Source organism: Streptomyces roseicoloratus (genome assembly GCF_004117935.1).
GTDB classification, from domain to species: domain Bacteria; phylum Actinomycetota; class Actinomycetes; order Streptomycetales; family Streptomycetaceae; genus Streptomyces; species Streptomyces roseicoloratus.
In genome coordinates this window covers 14,601-31,883 of record NZ_SDOY01000062.1, presented here as the reverse complement: position 1 = coordinate 31,883, position 17,283 = coordinate 14,601, and the positions used below count along the sequence as shown (strand labels likewise).

At 72.8% G+C, this 17,283-nt stretch carries 16 protein-coding genes; 7 read left to right on the top strand and 9 right to left on the bottom strand.

The features are described from left to right. Positions 1-82: 82 nt before the first annotated feature. The 4 genes from ESG85_RS05370 to miaA all read right to left on the bottom strand — a co-directional run bounded on the left by ESG85_RS05370 (position 83) and on the right by miaA (position 5,155). Positions 83-2,239, bottom strand: a complete 2,157-nt coding sequence (locus tag ESG85_RS05370) for a RelA/SpoT family protein (protein WP_128976859.1) — start codon at positions 2,237-2,239, stop codon at positions 83-85. Positions 2,240-2,631: 392 nt separating this feature from the next. Then, the gene (gene dapF, locus ESG85_RS05365) at positions 2,632-3,492 is read right to left on the bottom strand and encodes a diaminopimelate epimerase (RefSeq protein WP_128976911.1); all 861 of its coding nucleotides are present in this window, start codon (positions 3,490-3,492) and stop codon (positions 2,632-2,634) included. Between the two features lie 151 nt (positions 3,493-3,643). After that, the gene (locus ESG85_RS05360; protein WP_128976910.1) at positions 3,644-4,108 is read right to left on the bottom strand and encodes a hypothetical protein; all 465 of its coding nucleotides are present in this window, start codon (positions 4,106-4,108) and stop codon (positions 3,644-3,646) included. Between the two features lie 108 nt (positions 4,109-4,216). Next, the gene (gene miaA, locus ESG85_RS05355; protein ID WP_128976858.1) at positions 4,217-5,155 is read right to left on the bottom strand and encodes a tRNA (adenosine(37)-N6)-dimethylallyltransferase MiaA; all 939 of its coding nucleotides are present in this window, start codon (positions 5,153-5,155) and stop codon (positions 4,217-4,219) included. A gap of 212 nt (positions 5,156-5,367) precedes the next feature. Between miaA and ESG85_RS34840 the strand changes: the two genes are divergently transcribed. Together ESG85_RS34840 and ESG85_RS05345 are read left to right on the top strand one after the other, a co-directional pair. After that, positions 5,368-5,694, top strand: a complete 327-nt coding sequence (locus tag ESG85_RS34840; RefSeq protein ID WP_164986171.1) for a hypothetical protein — start codon at positions 5,368-5,370, stop codon at positions 5,692-5,694. A 42-nt stretch (positions 5,695-5,736) separates the two neighbouring features. Continuing rightward, a complete protein-coding gene (locus tag ESG85_RS05345; RefSeq protein ID WP_128976857.1) occupies positions 5,737-6,006 on the top strand; it encodes an antitoxin in 270 nt (89 codons plus the stop codon). A 143-nt stretch (positions 6,007-6,149) separates the two neighbouring features. Here the strand turns inward: ESG85_RS05345 and ESG85_RS05340 are convergent, their stop codons facing one another. The 3 genes from ESG85_RS05340 to ESG85_RS05330 all read right to left on the bottom strand — a co-directional run bounded on the left by ESG85_RS05340 (position 6,150) and on the right by ESG85_RS05330 (position 9,810). Then, positions 6,150-6,857 (bottom strand): class III extradiol dioxygenase subunit B-like domain-containing protein, encoded by a 708-nt coding sequence (locus tag ESG85_RS05340; protein ID WP_128976856.1) that lies wholly within the window; start codon positions 6,855-6,857, stop codon positions 6,150-6,152. 63 nt (positions 6,858-6,920) lie between these two features. Continuing rightward, a complete protein-coding gene (gene miaB, locus ESG85_RS05335; RefSeq protein WP_128976855.1) occupies positions 6,921-8,417 on the bottom strand; it encodes a tRNA (N6-isopentenyl adenosine(37)-C2)-methylthiotransferase MiaB in 1,497 nt (498 codons plus the stop codon). Between the two features lie 232 nt (positions 8,418-8,649). Continuing rightward, complete coding sequence (locus ESG85_RS05330) at positions 8,650-9,810, bottom strand: four-carbon acid sugar kinase family protein (RefSeq protein ID WP_128976854.1); 1,161 nt, start codon at positions 9,808-9,810, stop codon at positions 8,650-8,652. A 303-nt stretch (positions 9,811-10,113) separates the two neighbouring features. On the opposite strand from ESG85_RS05330, the gene ESG85_RS05325 reads away from it, so the two are divergent. Continuing rightward, complete coding sequence (locus ESG85_RS05325) at positions 10,114-11,112, top strand: TAXI family TRAP transporter solute-binding subunit (protein WP_128976853.1); 999 nt, start codon at positions 10,114-10,116, stop codon at positions 11,110-11,112. A gap of 108 nt (positions 11,113-11,220) precedes the next feature. On the opposite strand, the gene ESG85_RS05320 is transcribed toward ESG85_RS05325, so the two are convergent. Beyond that, positions 11,221-12,699 carry a sensor histidine kinase gene (locus tag ESG85_RS05320; protein WP_128976852.1) on the bottom strand — a complete coding sequence of 493 codons (1,479 nt, stop codon included), beginning with the start codon at positions 12,697-12,699 and terminating at the stop codon, positions 11,221-11,223. A gap of 18 nt (positions 12,700-12,717) precedes the next feature. Then, positions 12,718-13,422, bottom strand: a complete 705-nt coding sequence (locus ESG85_RS05315; RefSeq protein ID WP_128976851.1) for a response regulator transcription factor — start codon at positions 13,420-13,422, stop codon at positions 12,718-12,720. A gap of 215 nt (positions 13,423-13,637) precedes the next feature. Here ESG85_RS05315 and ESG85_RS05310 point away from each other — a divergent pair, with 215 nt between their 5' ends. From ESG85_RS05310 to ESG85_RS05295, 4 genes are all read left to right on the top strand, one after another. Continuing rightward, entirely contained in the window at positions 13,638-14,423 is a 786-nt protein-coding gene (locus tag ESG85_RS05310) for an amino acid ABC transporter ATP-binding protein (protein ID WP_181018968.1), read from the top strand. 86 nt (positions 14,424-14,509) lie between these two features. Then, positions 14,510-15,427 (top strand): glutamate ABC transporter substrate-binding protein, encoded by a 918-nt coding sequence (locus tag ESG85_RS05305; RefSeq protein ID WP_128976849.1) that lies wholly within the window; start codon positions 14,510-14,512, stop codon positions 15,425-15,427. A gap of 167 nt (positions 15,428-15,594) precedes the next feature. Beyond that, positions 15,595-16,242, top strand: coding sequence for an amino acid ABC transporter permease (locus tag ESG85_RS05300; protein WP_128976848.1), 648 nt, complete (start codon positions 15,595-15,597; stop codon positions 16,240-16,242). Beyond that, positions 16,239-17,165, top strand: a complete 927-nt coding sequence (locus ESG85_RS05295; protein WP_128976847.1) for an amino acid ABC transporter permease — start codon at positions 16,239-16,241, stop codon at positions 17,163-17,165. The genes ESG85_RS05300 and ESG85_RS05295 overlap by 4 nt, the downstream gene beginning before the upstream one ends. Positions 17,166-17,283 lie beyond the last annotated feature (118 nt).

Here is a 17,283-nt window from a genome sequence, read left to right as displayed (position 1 = left end):
GGATCGGCCGGGTGGCTCCGGACGGTGCCGGCCGCCGGTTCCCCCCGGTCCCGGCCCCCGGCCCTCCGCCCCGGCCTCCGGGTCAGAGCGCGGGGGACGCGGGGTGACGGGCGCGGCGCACGTCGTAGACGCCGGGCACGTCCCGCATGGCCCTCATCAGGGCGGGCAGCCCTGCGGCGTCCGGGAGTTGGAGGGTGTACGTGTGGCGGACCCGCTGCTCGCTCGGCGGCTCGACGGTGGCGGAGACGACGGCGGCGCCCTCGCCGGCGATGGCCTCGGTGAGGTCGGCGAGCAGCCGCGGACGGCCGAAGGACTCGGCGACGAGGGTGACCCGGCATTCGGCCGTGTCGCCCCAGTGGACGGTGACCGGGGTCCGGCCGAGCCGTGCCATGGCGTCGGCGGAGGCGCAACCGGTGCGGTGGACGGTGACGGAGCCGCCGCGGACGACGAAGCCGGTGATCTCGTCGGGCGGTACGGGCGTGCAGCAGCCCGCCGGGCGGACGGAGGGCGGTGCGGCGCCCGCCGCCGCCTCCGGGAGCTCGGCACGCAGCCGGGTGCCGGAGCGCCGGTCCACGGTGACGCTCGCGGGCGGGCGGGGGGTCGCGGCGGGGATCTTGGCGGCTTCGGGGTGGGTCTGGAGCCAGCCGGTGATGGCGATCCGCGCGGCGGGCGTACGGGCGTGGTCGAGCCACTGCGGCGAGGGACCCGAGGTGGCGTCCTGGGCGAGCAGCAGCTGCACGGTGTCGCCGTCGTGGAGCACGGTGCTCAGCGGGGCGAGCCGGCCGTTGACGCGGGCGCCGAGACAGCCGTGGGCGGCCTCGCCGTGTCCGGCGTAGGCGGCGTCGACGCAGGTGGCGCCGGCGGGGAGGCTGATCATTCCGGGCGTGCCGCCGTCCGCGCGGAAGACGGTGATCTCCCGGTCCTGGGCGAGGTCGTCGCGCAGGGAGGTCCAGAAGGTGTCGGGGTCGGGGGTGGACTCCTGCCAGTCGAGGAGCCGGGACAGCCAGCCGGGGCGGGTGGGGTCGACGCGCTCACCGTCCTCGGCGCCGTCGCCGGCGTCGGTGCCGGCCGCGTACGGGTTGCCGAGGGCGACGACGCCGGCCTCGGCGACCTTGTGCATCCGGTGGGTGCGGATGAGGACTTCGGCGACGGCGCCGTCGGGGGCGGCGACGGCGGTGTGCAGCGACTGGTAGAGGTTGAACTTGGGTGCGGCGATGAAGTCCTTGAACTCGGACATCACCGGGGTGAAGCAGGTGTGGAGCTCGCCGAGGACGGCGTAGCAGTCGGCGTCCTCGGCGACCAGGACGAGGAGCCGTCCGAAGTCGCTGCCGCGCAGGTCGCCGCGCTTGAGGCGGACGCGGTGGACGGAGACGAAGTGCCGGGGCCTGACGAGGACTTCGGCGCCGATGTCCGCTTCGCGCAGGACGGCGGAGACCTGTTCGGCGATCGTGCCGAGGGCGTCCGCGGCGCCGGCGTTGTCCGCGATGAGGGCGCGGGTGGCCTCGTACTCCTCGGGGTGGAGGATCGCGAAGACCAGGTCCTCCAGCTCGGTCTTGAGCGCCTGGACGCCGAGGCGTTCGGCGAGCGGGATGAGGACGTCGCGGGTGACCTTGGCGATGCGGGCCTGTTTCTCGGGGCGCATCACGCCGAGGGTGCGCATGTTGTGCAGCCGGTCGGCGAGTTTGATCGACATGACCCGGACGTCGTTGCCCGTGGCGACGAGCATCTTGCGGAAGGTCTCGGGCTCGGCGGCGGCGCCGTAGTCGACCTTCTCCAGCTTGGTGACGCCGTCGACCAGGTACGCGACCTCGTCGCCGAACTCGCGGCGCACCTGGTCGAGCGTCACCTCGGTGTCCTCGACGGTGTCGTGGAGCAGGGCGGCGGTCAACGTGGTGGTCTCGGCGCCGAGTTCGGCGAGGATCAGGGTGACGGCGAGCGGGTGGGTGATGTACGGCTCGCCGCTCTTGCGGAACTGGCCGCGGTGGGAGGACTCGGCGAGCACGTACGCGCGGCGCAGTACGGCCAGGTCGGCGTCGGGGTGGTGGGCGCGGTGGGCCTCGGCGACGTGTCCGATGGCGTCGGGCAGCCGGTGGCGGGCGGCGGGCCCGGCGGTCGCGCCGAGCAGGGCGGCCCGTCCGAGCCTGCGCAGATCGATCCTGGGGCGGCCTCGTCTGCGGCCGGGAGCGTCCGGGCCGGCGGCCTCGGCGTCGCTCACGGGGTTGGTGGCCTCTGCGCTCATGGGCAACCTCCGGCGGCGTCGACCGGCGGTGGGCCGGGCAGGCGTGCCCGGTGGGGCCGGTGCTTGATGCTACCGACCCCACCACGTGGCGCAGTCCCGCTCTCGCCGAGCGTGAACGGGATCACCCATTCGAGCGATGAATCCGTCGTTGACGGTTTCGATTCCCTCACGTCGGACGAGGGCGCCGGCCGGCCCGCGCGACGGCCCGGGACGGTCCGCGTGGGGCCGGTCGCGGGGGGCCCGGTGGCGTCAGACGGTCCGGGCAGGCGGTTCCGCGTCGGGCCGGTCGCGGAGGGGCCGGTGGCGCCAGACGGTCCGTGGCAGGCGGTTCCGCGTCGCGCCGGTCTCGTCGGCCCGGTCGCGTCAGGCGGTTCCTCGTCAGCAGTTCCGCGTCAGGCGTCGAGCCAGGTCGGTTCGACGGTGCCCTCGGCCACGATGACCGCGGGGCCGGTCATCTCGATCTCGCCGTCGGGGTGCTCGGTGATCACCAGAGTGCCGCCGAGGACGTCGACGGTGTACGTGGCGGGCATGCCGGTCACGGCCGGGTCGGCGCCGTCGCGGCGGGCGGTGGCGACGGCGACGGCGCAGGCGCCGGTGCCGCAGGAACGGGTCTCGGCGGCGCCGCGCTCGTGGACCCGCATGGCGACGTGACGCGGACCGCGGTCGGCGACGAACTCGATGTTGACGCCCTCGGGGTAGACGGCGGCCGGCTCGTACGGCGGCTCGGCGTCGAGGCTGCCGGCGTGGTCGAGCGACTCGACGAAGGCGACCGCGTGCGGGTTGCCCATGTTCACGTTGCGGGCGGGCCAGCTGCGGCCGTCGACGGTCACGGTGACGCCGGCCTCGGGCAGCACGGCCTTGCCCATGCGGACGGTGACGGAGCCGTTCTTGTCGAGGTGGACGTGCTTGATCCCGCCGCGGGTGGCGACGGGGACCTCGCCCGCGGTGACGTGACCGGCGTGCTGGAGGTAGCGCGCGAAGACGCGGACGCCGTTGCCGCACATCTCGGCGACGGAGCCGTCGGCGTTGCGGTAGTCCATGAACCACTCGGCCTCGTCGGCCAGGTGCTTGGCCTCGGGGTGGGCGGCGCTGCGCACGACGTGCAGCACGCCGTCGCCGCCGATGCCGGCCCGCCGGTCGCAGAGCCGGGCGACGACCGCCGGAGGCAGGTCGACGGCGTTCTCCGGGTCCGGAAGGATCACGAAGTCGTTCTCGGTGCCGTGTCCCTTGAGGAAGGCCAGGGGCGAGGTCATCTGCGCGTTGCTCACGCGACCAACTGTACGGGGCGGGCCCGGCAGGGGGCGCGGTCGTCCGGGTCGCGATACGGGGCGGGCCGCGGGCCGTACGGGGGGGCCGCGGGGCCGTACGGGAGGCCGGCGCGGGGCGGTCCGCCCGGCGGCGCGTTCAGCGCAGGCGGGCCACGCGCCAGACCGCCAGGGCCACCAGGACGGCGCTGAAGACCACGTACAGGGCGAGGGCGCGCCAGTTCGGGCGCTCACCGGAGCCGCGGGCCGGCAGGCCCGGCCAGGTGTAGCCGACCCGGCGGGCGGCCATCATGCCCCAGCCGGCCGCGCAGCAGCTGATCAGCAGCCCCAGCATGGCGACGACGGCGCCGCCGTCGCCCGAGCCGAAGGCGAGCGGGAAGGCGAACATGAGGGAGCCGACGGCGGCGAGCGCGACGATCGGGGCGAGCTGCCAGATCCGCAGCCGGCGCTGCGGGCGCAGTTCCACCTCGACTTCCGCCGCGTCCACCTCGACGGCGCTGCCCTCGGCCTCGTCCGGGCCGTCCGGCGTCAGACCGGGCGCCTCACCGGGGACGTTCCCCCGGACGGCGGCCTGCTGCTCGGTGTCGCGAGGGCCGGCCTCCATCGCCACGCGCCCTCCCAACTCGGACTCCACTTGGTCGATCGATGCTCGATGATGGCACGCCGCACACCCCCGGAATGACGGGCATGACGTCCCGATGCCATCACGTGATCAGGCTGTAACCGCTCGTTCGACCAACGTCAGCGCGCGCCCCGGGAGTTCCCCCCGGTCCTCGGCCGCGCCACTGAGCCAGTGGACCCGGGGATCGCGCCGGAACCAGGAGTCCTGACGGCGCGCGAAACGCTTGGTGGCGCGGATCGTCTCGGCGCGCGCCTCGTCCTCGGTGCACTCCCCCGCGAGCGCCGCGAGCACCTGCTGGTACCCGAGCGCGCGGGCGGCCGTGCGCCCCTCGCGCAGACCGCGCGCCTCCAGGGCGCGGACCTCGTCGACGAGACCGGCTTCCCACATGCGGTCCACCCGGGTGGCGATGCGCTCGTCGAGCTCGGGGCGGGCGACGTCGACGCCGATCTGCACGGTGTCGTAGACGGAGTCGTGCCCCGGGAGGTTCGCCGTGAACGGCTTGCCGGTGATCTCGATGACCTCCAGGGCGCGGACGATGCGCCGCCCGTTGCTCGGCAGGATCGCCCGGCCGGCCTCGGGGTCGGCGGCCGCGAGCCGGGCGTGCAGCACTCCGGGGCCGCGCTCCTCCAGCTCGGCCTCGAGCCGCGCCCGGAGCTCCGGGTCGGTGCCGGGGAAGTCCATCACGTCCAGGGCGCCCCGGACGTACAGCCCGGAACCACCGACCAGGATCGGTGTGCGGCCCGCGGCGAGGAGCCGGTCGATCTCGGCGCGGGCGAGGCGCTGGTACTCGGCGACGCTCGCGGCCTCGGTCACGTCCCAGATGTCGAGGAGGTGGTGCGGGACGCCGCCGCGCTCCTCCACCGTCAGTTTGGCGGTGCCGATGTCCATCCCCCGGTAGAGCTGCATGGAATCGGCGTTGACGACCTCGCCGCCGAGCTGCTGGGCGAGGAATACGCCCAGATCGGACTTTCCGGCCGCTGTGGGACCGACGACGGCGATGACCCGCGAGGCGGGAGCTGCACTTCTCACCGCCCCAGTCTCGCAAACCTCACGGCGCGTCCCCGAACGAGCTACGTGACGGCCCTCATCCGCCTTCGTTGCCTGTTGCGGAATGAGGACCCTGAGTACGCTAGGGAGCAGATATGGGCGTTTTCTCACTGTTTCGCCGTAAGAGTAAGGACAATGTCGCGGAGGTTTCCGAGGTTTCCGAGGCATCGGAGGCGACGGCCGCGGCGGACGACGTGACCGAGGCGGAGGACGGGACGGAGGAGTCGACCGGCTCAGGGACGCCGGAGGCGTCCTCCGAGACGGTGGACTCGTCCGAGACCGTGGTGACCGTGGACACCGCCGACGCCGTGGAAGCCGCGGAGGCCGCGGAGGCCGTGGCCGTCGCAAGCCGGGAGACCGCGGACGCGGCGACCGACGCGGAATCCGCCGGGTCCCTCGACTCCGCCGGATCCACCGGGTCCGCCGGATCCACCGGGTCCGTCGAGTCCGTCGAGATCCCGAAGCAGCAGTCGGCGGAGGAGGCCGCGGACAACGAGGCAGGCGAGGGCGCCCGGAAGTAGGCCCCGGAAGGGGCACGACGAACGCGGAGGGACGGTGACCCCATGGGTCTCCTGGATTCACTGAAGGCCAAGCTCGCCCCGGCCCGGGACAAGGTCTCCCACCAGGTCTCCCACCTTGCCCAGGAGCACGGGGGCAAGGTCGGGCACGGCCTGGAGAAGGCCGCCAGGAAGGTCGACGAGAAGACCAAGGGCAAGTACAGCGACAAGATCGAGTCCGGCACCGGGAAGGCGAAGCACGCCATCGACCGCCTCGCCCACAAGGACGAGGGCCCGGCGGGCCCCTCCGATCCGCCCCCGCCGCCGGCCTCCTGACTCCGGTCGCCCTCCCCGCGGAACACGCAGCTCACGCAGGACCCGCACAACCCGCAGGACCGTAAGACACGCAGGACACGCAGAACGGCGGACGGCCGCGGAGCGCGAAGCTCCGCGGCCGTCCGCCGTCACGTCGTCCGGGGTCAGCTCCAGGCAGCGACGAAGTAGCCGACTCCGTAGGGCGCGTCCTCGTAGAGCAGCCGCCCCGCGAGGTCCGCGCCCTCGGCGGCGCCCGCGAGCACCTGCCAGGGCGCCCGTCCGGCGGCCTTCAACTCGTGCGCCAGGTCCGCGTCCAGGGCGAGCAGTGCGGCCGGATCCGCCGCGCCCAGGGCGCGGGCGACGGCCGCGTCGAAGTCCTCGGCGCGCTCGTCCAGGTAGCCGGGTGCCTTGACCGTGCGGCAGGCGCTGCCGTCGCCCATCACGAGCAGGGCGACCCGGTCCGCCGACGCGGCGAGGTCCCGGCCGGTCGCGGCACAGCGCGCGGTCTCCAGTGGCTCGCCGACGCCCAGGCCCTCGATCGGCGCGTCCGCCCAGTCGGTGTGCTCCAGGAGCCAGGCCGCGACGGCCAGCGAGGCGGGCAGCGGCCGGTCGCCGCCGGGCCCGTCGCCGAGCCGTACGGCCAGGTCGACGCCGAACGCCGCGAAGGAACCGCCCGCACCCGCCGGGTGGACGCCCCAGCCTTCCTCGGCGGCGGGCCCGACGACCACGAGCCGGTCGGGCCGGGAGGCGGCGAGCACGCCGAGCGCGTCGGAACACGCCGTACGCGCCTCGGCGAGCTCGGACGCCGCCCCGGCCGCGACGGCGGGGACGAGGAGCGGGGGGCAGGGACACACGGCGGCGGCGACAAGCATGATCCGCAGCCTAACGCGACCGCACGCCGCAGGCGCCCGAACGGGCCGCCGTCACGGGTTCCGTCAGTGGCTGCCGCAGGCCGGTGCGTCCATCGCCGGGAGGGGCTCCGGGACGCCGATGCGGGGCAGGCCGAGCAGGACGCCCGCCGGCTTCGCGGCCGCCGCGGCCTGGCGCTTCTCCCAGGCGTCGCCCGCGCGGGTGCGGCGGACGGCGGTGGTCGGGCCCTCGGCGAGGAGGTGGTGCGGGGCGGCGTAGGTGATCTCGACGGTCACGACGTCACCCGGGCGCACGTCGTCGTCCGGCTTGGTGAAGTGGACGAGACGGTTGTCGGGGGCGCGGCCGGACAGGCGGTGGGTCTCGCCGTCCTTGCGGCCCTCGCCCTCGGCGACCATGACCTCGAGCGTGCGGCCGACCTGCTTCTTGTTCTCCTCCCAGGAGATCTCCTCCTGGAGGGCGACCAGACGCTCGTAGCGCGCCTGCACGACCTCCTTCGGGACCTGGCCCTCCATGGTGGCCGCGGGGGTGCCGGGGCGCTTGGAGTACTGGAAGGTGAAGGCGTTCGCGAAGCGGGCCTCGCGCACCACGTGCATGGTCTGCTCGAAGTCCTCCTCGGTCTCGCCGGGGAAGCCCACGATGATGTCGGTGGAGATGGCGGCGTGCGGGATCGCGGCGCGCACCTTCTCGATGATGCCGAGGAAGCGCTCCTGCCGGTACGAGCGGCGCATCGCCTTCAGGACCGTGTCCGAGCCGGACTGCAGGGGCATGTGCAGCTGCGGCATCACGTTCGGCGTCTCGGCCATGGCGGCGATCACGTCGTCCGTGAAGTCGCGCGGGTGCGGCGAGGTGAAGCGGACCCGCTCCAGGCCCTCGATCTCGCCGCAGGCGCGCAGCAGTTTGCTGAAGGCCTCGCGGTCGCCGAGGTCGGAGCCGTACGCGTTGACGTTCTGGCCGAGCAGCGTGATCTCGGAGACGCCCTCGGCGACCAGCGCCTCGATCTCGGCGAGGATGTCGCCGGGACGGCGGTCCTCCTCCTTGCCGCGGAGCGCCGGGACGATGCAGAAGGTGCAGGTGTTGTTGCAGCCGACAGAGATCGAGACCCAGGCGGCGTACGCGGACTCGCGGCGGGTCGGCAGGGTCGACGGGAAGGCCTCCAGGGACTCCGCGATCTCGACCTGCGCCTCCTCCTGGACGCGGGCGCGCTCCAGCAGGACCGGCAGCTTGCCGATGTTGTGGGTGCCGAAGACCACGTCGACCCAGGGGGCCTTCTTGACGATGGTGTCGCGGTCCTTCTGGGCCAGACAGCCGCCGACGGCGATCTGCATGCCGGGCCGGGCGGCCTTCTTCGGCGCGAGGTGGCCGAGGTTGCCGTACAGCTTGTTGTCGGCGTTCTCGCGGACCGCGCAGGTGTTGAAGACCACGACGTCGGCCTCGCCGTCCGAGCCCTCGGGGGCGCGGACGTAGCCGGCGTCCTCCAGGAGGCCGGACAGCCGCTCGGAGTCGTGGACGTTCATCTGACAGCCGTACGTCCGGACCTCGTAGGTACGGGGGAGTTCGGTCATGATCAACAACAATCCAGACGAGACGGTGGACGGGTACGCACGGCGGGTTCCGGCAGAAGCGCGGCGGGTTCCGACAGAAGCCCAGTGAGACAGTCTACGGGTACGGCTCCCCCCTCCAGCGCGCGAAGGCGCCGCATCCGGGCGGGCCGATCGCCGTCGCCGTGACGGCCCTCCTCGTGGGCCGGAGGCGGACGGGCGCCGCCGGCCGCCCGCCCCCGGCTCGTCGATCCGGTCACCGGCCGGGCGCTGCGGCCGCCTCCGTGAGCAGGGCGTGGAGGCGGAGCAGGGCCTCGTCGTCCCCGAAGCCGCCCGCCTTGACGAGAACGGGCAGCCGGGGCAGGCGGCCCGGCGCGTGAAGGGTGCCACGGGCGATACCGGGTTCGGGTTCGTCGTGGAGCTCGACGCCGTCGGCTCCGAGGGCGTCGAGGACGGCCGCGGCGGTCTCGCCTCCGGTGAGGACGAGGCCGTCGGCGCCGCCGTCGGTCACCGCGCGCCAGACCTTCTCGACGAGCAGGGCCAGCAGGACGGCCGGATCGGTTCCCCGTTCCTCGGGCGTGTGGAGGACGGCGACGGGACCGGTCGCCCGCTCGCGCAGGACGGCGAGCTGGCGGCGGCTCGCGGGATGGGCGCTGCCGACGACGACCAGCGGGCTCTTCACCGGCGGGAGCGCGGACAGTGCGGCGGCCGGGTGTCGGGAGTGGCGGCGGGCCAGGGCGTCGGCGAGGCCCGGCGAACCGACCCAGAGGACCTCATCGGGGCGGGGCACGGCGGCCACGATCGCGTCCAGGTCGGCGTCGGTGGCCGCCGAGCAGACCAGTACCCCGCCCTTCCCGGCCGCGTCCGGCAGCCCGTCGGGGCCGACGAGCACCGCCTCCGGGAACACGCGCGCGAGGTCGGCCGTGCGGACGGGGTGCGCCGGGTCACGGTCGAACTCGCTCTCGTCGACGCGTACGCCCCGCACGTACTGGACGCCTTCGACCGTCGTACGGCCCTCGCCGGGGAACGCGGGCGCGACGATCGCGGCGCGGCGCCCGGACCCGGCGAGCGCGGCGCGCAGCTCGGCGGCCACGTGACCGCGCAGCGTGGAGTCGACGGTCTTGATCAGCAGCTCGGCGCCGGCGAAGACCCCGGCCGCCCGGCGGGTACGGGCGGCCGCCTCGGCCGCGTCCACGATCCGGGTCCCGAGGTCGACGGCCGTGACGCCCTCCCCCGGCGACGCGGCCGACGGCCCGGCCGGCGGACCGGAGGGCGTGCGGGAGGACGGGGCGGCGGCGGGACCGGCGGGCACGTCGCACAGGACGACGGCGCTGTGGCCGTTCCTGCGGAACGGCGCGGCGCCGTCGGCGGCACTGGTGAGATCGTCGGCGAGGATGGCAACGGTGGCGGGCGACATGGGGAGATGATCGCTCAGGCCGCCGACCCACCGGGGCGGGTCGGCGGGAGCGACCGCGGCGATGCCGACCGCGGCGGGACCGGTACGGCGGCCTGCCCGCCGCGGGCAGGAGGAGCAGGCGGAAGCGGCAGGGCGAGCCCGCCTGCCCTCCCGCCCTCGCCCCGCCCTCGCTCCGTGGCGCCACCCGCCTATCCCCCGTAGTCGCCTACCCCCCGTAGTCGCCCCACCCCCGTCCCGTGGCGCCACCCGCCCGCGCCACGGCCGGCCTGGCCAGGAGGCTTCGGCAGCTGGCAGGATCGCCGCATGTTCCCCGCGCTGTCCCGTTCCGCCCGTCGTCGCCTGCTCCAGGTCTCGGCGGCGTTGCTGGTGCTGGCCGGGGTGCTGGTCTGGTGGCTGGTTCCGTTCGGCGCGAAGACGCCGAGCGGGCAGGTCACCTTCAGCACCGGCGTGCCCACGGGTGTCTACCAGCGGTACGGCAAGCTGCTCCAGCAGGCCCTCGCGCGCGACCTCCCCGAGGTCCGCATAACGCTGACGGACAGCGAGGGATCCCAGCAGAACCTCGCCAGGCTCGCCTCGGGCGAGGCCGATTTCACGCTGGCGACGGCGGACGCCGTGGCCCAGTACCTGCGGGACCGCAGGCCGGGCTTCGAGAAGCTGCGCGGTTGCGCCCGGCTCTACGACGACTACGTGCAGCTGATCGTCCCCAAGGGCTCGCCCGTCGAGACGGTGGCCGATCTGCGCGGGCGCCGCGTCGGCGTCGGCCAGCCCGGCTCGGGCGTGCGGCTGATCGCCGACCGGGTGCTCGCGGCGGCCGGGGTCACGCCCGACGTGGACATCGTCCCGGTCTCGGCCGGCATCGACACGATGCCGGACCTCATGGAACGGCGGCAGCTCGACGCCTTCTTCTGGTCGGGCGGTCTGCCCACCCAGGCCGTGCAGGAGCTGTCCGAGCGGCTGCCGATCCGGCTGGTGCCGCTGGACTCCGCCCTGGTGGACAGCCTGCACGACGTGGGCGAGTCGACCCGCCACTACCGCTCGGCGACCATCCCGGGCGACGCGTACGGTCTCGCCCAGAGCGGCAACCCGGTGGACACCCTCGCCGTGGCCAACATCCTCGTCACCACGGACGACGCCGATCCGGACCTGGTGGAGGGCTTCACCCGTACGGTGATCGCCAGCCGGGACGGGATCGGCAAGCAGGTGCACCCGGCCCAGCTGGTGGACCTGCGGACGGCGATCTACACGGAACCGCTGCCCCTGCACGAGGGCGCCCGGCGCTACTACCGCTCCGTGAAGCCCTGATTCCGGCTCTGAGCCGGGGCCCTGTTCCTGCCCCTCGCGGCCCCAGCCGCGGTCCAGCTCCTGACCCTCGCGACCTCAGGCACCGCCCTGCTCCTGGCCCTCGCGACCTCAGGCGCCGCCCTGCTCCTGACCCTCGCGGCCCCAGTCCCGTTCCTGCTCCCGGCCTCCCCGGCCCTGCGAGGCACCCCGCGGCCTCGGGTCCTCGCGCGGCACCGCGACCGTCACCCGCAGGCCGTGGGGTGTGTTGCGGGCGAACGTGATGGTGCTGCCGCCCGCGGCCAGCAGGACCCGGGAGATGGACAGGCCCAGGCCTGAACCCTTGACGTTCTGGTGCCGGTTGGAGCGCCAGAAGCGGTCGCCGACCCGCTCCAGTTCCTCGTCGGTGAGTCCGGGTCCGCGGTCGGCGACCGCGATCTCGACCGTGCGGCCGTCGGCGGCCAGCCGTACCGTCACTCCGACGTCCTCGCCGGCCGGGGTGAACTTCAGGGCGTTGTCGATCACCGCGTCGAGGGCGCTGGACAGGGCCACCGGGTCCGCCCAGGCCGTGACGGCCACGGTGGCGGCGTCCAGCGTCACGCCCTTGTCCTCGGCGACCGCCCGCCAGGACGCGACCCGCTCGTCGGTGAGCGCGCCGATGTCGGTGAGCCGCAGGTCCGCTGCCGTGTGCTCGGCGAGCGCGAGGTCGAGGAGGTCGTCGAGGACCTGGGCGAGCCGCTTGCCCTCGGTGCGTACGGACGCGATCTCCTCGTTGCCCTCGGGCAGTTCGAGGGCGAGCAGCTCGATCCGCAGGAGCAGCGCGGCGAGCGGGTTGCGCAGCTGGTGGGAGGCATCGGCGACGAAGGCCCGCTGCTGGTCGAGGACGTCCTCGACGTGGTCGGCCATCTCGTTGAACGAGCGGGCCAGGCGGCGCAGTTCGGGCGGGCCGCCGGTCTCGGCGACCCGGGAGTTCATCCGGCCGGTGGCGATGTCGTGGGTGACGGCGTCGAGCACGCGGACGGGCCGCAGCACCCAGCCGGTGAGCCGGAAGGCGGCGCCGACGGCGAGGAGCATGGCGGCGGTCTCGCCGGCGAAGAGCAGCAGCCAGTCGTGCAGGATGCGGGAGCGGAGCCGGCCGGTGGGCGAGTCGGTGACGACGACGGCGAAGACGTCCCCGTCCCGGACGACCGGGGAGGCGATGGTGAGCCGGGCGTCGCCCTGCCAGGGCCACACCTGCGGCGGGTCGTGGCTGCGGCGGCCGAGCAGGGCCTCGTTGAACGCGCGCCTGCCCTCGCCGTCGTACGGGACGACCCAGTCCTCGGGCGCGCTCGTCATGGTCCGGTTGTCGCGGTAGAAGATGCCGGTCCTGATCCCGTAGACCTCGTGGTAGCTGGCGAGTTCGCCGCCGAGGGTGGCACGCCGCTCGTCGGGGCCGAAGCGGCTCTCGTTGACGAACTGGGCGAGCGCCGCGAACCGTGCGGCGTCCTCGAGCCGGTCGACGACCACCCGCTGCTGCTCCGACGCGGCGGTGCTCGCCGCGAGCGGAAAGCCCAGGGCGAGCAGGACACCGGCCATCAGGACGATGAGGAGCGGGAGGAGTCGGGTGCGCACGGGCGGACGGTCGGGGGGTTACGCGGTGGGCGGGACCAGGCGGTAACCGACGCCCCGCACGGTCTCGATCAGGGCGGGCATGCGCAACTTCGAGCGCAGGGAGGCGACATGGACCTCCAGGGTGCGGCCGGTGCCTTCCCAGTTGGTCTGCCAGACCTCGCTGATGATCTGCTCGCGGCGGAAGACCACGCCGGGGCGCTGGGCGAGCAGGGCGAGCAGGTCGAACTCCTTGCGGGTGAGCGGCACGGCGTCGCCGTCGACGCTGACCCGGCGGGTGGGCAGCTCGACGGTGACGGAGCCCAGCCGCAGGGTGCTGTCCTCCGCCGTGGTGCCCTGGTCCTCGCCGCCGGCGCTGCGCCGGCTGACCGCGTGGATCCGGGCGAGCAGTTCGCCGGTGTCGTAGGGCTTGACCACGTAGTCGTCGGCGCCGAGATTGAGACCGTGGATCCGGGAGCGGACGTCGGCGCGTGCGGTCACCATGATCACGGGCGTGCTGGTGAGCTTCCGGATGCGGCCGCAGACCTGGTAGCCGTCCTGGTCGGGCAGGCCCAGGTCGAGCAGGATCACCCCGTACGAGGGCCGTTCGCCGTGCGCGGCGGGCAGCACGGCCTGCAGCGCCTCCTCACCGTTGCGGGCGTGGGTGACGGTGAAGCCGTGCCGGGCGAGGATCGCGGAGAGCGCGGCGGCGACGTGGTCGTCGTCCTCGACGAGCAGCAGTCTCATGCGCCCTCCTTCGTTTTCTCGTACGGACTCGTGGGCGGTGACGGCGGGTGATGACTATCTGTGTACCAGGGCGGGAACTACGGGGCCATCCCGTTCACGCAGAGTGTCCGGTTGCGACCGTATCGTTATGCTCAAACTTCGCTCAGATGTGGTGACGCCCCTCCGCCCCGATCTCTAGTGTCCTCCCCAACCGAGCAGGACGGAGCAAGAAGCCGATGAGCGGAGTGTCAGTGACCAAGGTTTCGAAAGGCCCCGTGCCGGCCACGGACGACCTGGTCGTGCTGTCCGACGTCAACAAGCACTTCGGCGCGCTGCACGTGCTGCAGGACATCGACCTGACGATCCGCCGCGGCGAGGTCGTGGTGGTCATCGGGCCTTCCGGGTCCGGCAAGTCCACGCTGTGCCGCACGATCAACCGGCTGGAGACCATCGACTCCGGCAGCATCACGATCGACGGGAAGCCGCTGCCCCAGGAGGGCAAGGAGCTGGCGCGGCTGCGGTCCGACGTCGGCATGGTCTTCCAGTCCTTCAACCTCTTCGCGCACAAGACGGTGCTCGAGAACGTGATGCTGGGGCAGATCAAGGTCCGCAGGACGGACAAGAAGGCGGCGGAGGCCAAGGCCCGCGCCCTGCTCGACCGGGTCGGCGTCGGCACCCAGGCCGACAAGTACCCGGCGCAGCTCTCCGGCGGTCAGCAGCAGCGCGTCGCCATCGCCCGCGCCCTCGCGATGGACCCGAAGGTCATCCTGTTCGACGAGCCGACCTCGGCCCTCGACCCGGAGATGATCAACGAGGTCCTGGAGGTCATGCAGCAGCTGGCGAGCGAGGGCATGACGATGGTGGTCGTCACGCACGAGATGGGCTTCGCCCGCTCGGCCGCCAACCGCGTGGTCTTCATGGCCGACGGGAAGATCGTCGAACAGGCCACCCCCGACGAGTTCTTCAGCAACCCGCGCAGCGACCGCGCCAAGGACTTCCTTTCCAAGATCCTCCACCACTGAGACGGCGCGCCCGGAACTCCGTAGTGACAGCGTGCGACGTACTGCACACTGACGATCAACCAACCACGACCTGAGGGATGTTCACGATGAAGCTCCGCAAGACCGCGGCCGTGGCCGTCGCCGTGCTCGCGCTGACCGCGACCGCCTGTGGCGGCAAGGAGGGCTCGGCCGGCGACAAGCCCGCCACGAAGCCCGGAGACGCCTCCGCGCCCAAGCTGCCCACGTACACCGTCGCGAGCGGCGTCTCCCTCGACTCGCCGACCTTCAAGAAGGCCAAGGAGCGCGGCAAGCTGGTCATCGGCTCGAAGGCCGACCAGCCGTACCTCGGCTTCGAGGACCAGGCGACCAAGAAGCGCTCCGGCTTCGACATCGAGATCGCCAAGATGATCGCCGCCGACCTGGGCTTCTCCGAGGAGCAGATCGAGTGGAAGACGGTCGACTCCAAGCTCCGTGAGACCGCCATCTCCACCGGCCAGGTCGACTACTACGTGGGCACCTACACGATCAACGACAAGCGCAAGGCGCAGGTCGGCTTCGCGGGCCCGTACTACAAGGCCGGCGCCGACCTCCTGGTCCGCAAGGACGAGACCGCCATCACCGGCCCGCAGTCGGTGAAGGGCAAGAAGGTCTGCTCCATCTCGGGCTCGACCCCGCTGCAGGAGATCAAGAAGCCGGAGTACGGCGCGGAGACGGTCGAGCTCGGCAAGTACTCCGACTGCGTCCAGCAGCTGCTCACCAAGCAGGTCGACGCCGTCACCACCGACGACTCGATCCTCAAGGGCTACGCCGCCGCCAACGCCGGCAAGCTGAAGGTCGTCGGCAAGCCGTTCACCGAGGAGCCGTACGGCATCGGCATGAACAAGGACGACAAGGTCCTCCGCGACAAGGTGAACGACATCCTCGCCAAGTACCAGGGTGACGGCACCTACAAGAAGATCTACGAGGCCACCCTCGGTCTCTCGGGCTCCGGCTACGTCGCGCCGCCGGCGATCGTCCGCTACTGACGCCGCCCGAACCCCCGTACGCGAGCGCCCCGCACGCCCTGTGCGCCGCGGGGCGCCGCGCCCCCTGCCCGTACGCCTGCCGCACGTAGCCCCGCCGCACGCACCAGCCTGCCGCGGGTCCGTCCGCCGCACGCCCGCCCGCCGCCGACTGCCGACGCGGAGTCCTCATGAACGTACTGCTCGACCATTTCGCGGAGTTCCGCAACGGCTTCATAGGAACCGTGGAGATCACCGCCGTCAGCTCGGTCATCGCGCTGCTCCTCGGCATCGTCGTCGCCGGCTTCCGGGTCTCCCCCGTCCCTCCGCTGCGTGCCTTCGGCACCGCGTGGGTGACGCTGCTGCGCAACACCCCGCTGACGCTGCTCTTCCTGGTCTTCGTCTTCGTCGTGCCGGAGATCCTCTTCCCGGGCATGAGCCCGTTCGTGCTCGCGTCGCTCGCGCTCGGCTTCTACACGTCCTCGTTCGTGTGCGAGGCCGTCCGCTCCGGCATCGGCACCGTGCCGCTGGGCCAGGCCGAGGCGGCCCGCTCGCTCGGTCTGACGTTCTCCCAGACGCTGCGCCTGATCGTGCTGCCGCAGGCCACCCGGACCGTGCTGCCGCCGCTGAGCTCGATCTTCATCGCCCTGACGAAGAACTCGGCCATCGCCGGCGCCTTCAGCGTGACCGAACTCTTCGGCTGGCAGACGCTGATGAGCGAGCAGGGCTACGCGATCATCCCGATCTTCCTCTGGGTCGCCGCCGCCTACCTGGTCATCACCTTCGCCATCAGCGGACTCTTCCGACTCCTCGAGCGCAACCTGGAGGTCGCCCGATGAGCGCCAGCGTTCTCTTCGACGCCCCCGGCCCCAAGGCCCGGATCCGCAACCGGATCTACGCCGTCGTCGGCAGCCTCGCCATCCTCGCGCTGCTCGCGGTCAGTCTGATGCGGCTGGCCGACAAGGGCCACCTCGCCCCCGAGATGTGGGACATCTTCAACTACGCGGGCATCCGGCAGAACATCGCCGACGCGCTGCTCGCCACCCTCAAGGCGTTCGCCCTCGCGGCCGTCGGCTCGCTCGTGCTCGGCGTGCTGCTCGCCGTGGCCCGGCTCTCCGACCACAAGCCGGTCCGCTGGTTCGCCACCGCCTTCATCGAGGTCTTCCGCTCGATCCCGCTGCTCATCACGATCTTCGCGGTGTGGGTCGCCTTCCTGACGGACTACTCGATGTGGGCGCTCGCGCTCGGTCTGTCCGTCTACAACGGCTGCGTCCAGGCCGAGGTGCTGCGCGCCGGCGTCAACGCGGTGCCGCGCGGCCAGCGCGAGGCCGCCTACGCACTGGGCATGACCAAGACGCAGGTGATGACCTCCGTCCTGCTGCCGCAGGCGGTCCGGTCCATGCTGCCGACGATCATCAGCCAGCTGGTGGTCACCCTCAAGGACACCTCGCTCGGCTTCGTGATCCTCTATCCCGAGCTGCTCTACTCGGCCCGGCTGATCGCGTCCAACACCCTGGTCAACGGCCAGTACCCGTACGTCTCCGTGATCGTGGTCTTCGGCGCCATCTACATCGCGCTGTGCCTCGCCCTCTCCGCCCTCGCCACCTGGATCGAGAAGCGGGGACGCCGCTCGAAGACCGGCACGCCGGTCTCCGACTCCGAGGCCCGGGCCGTCGTGCTCGCCGCCGACGCCGGTGGCGCGGGTGGCATCGCAGGGGCGCTCGGCGCGCCCGCCGACGGCCCTGACATCACGAAGAACTGACGGCATGTGACATCATCCGGGGGCAGTGGCGACGCCGCTGCCCCCGTCACTTGACGCACGCACCCCCAGTGGGTTGCATACGTTCTGTGATCAAGCTCCGGGACCGCGCCACACCCTG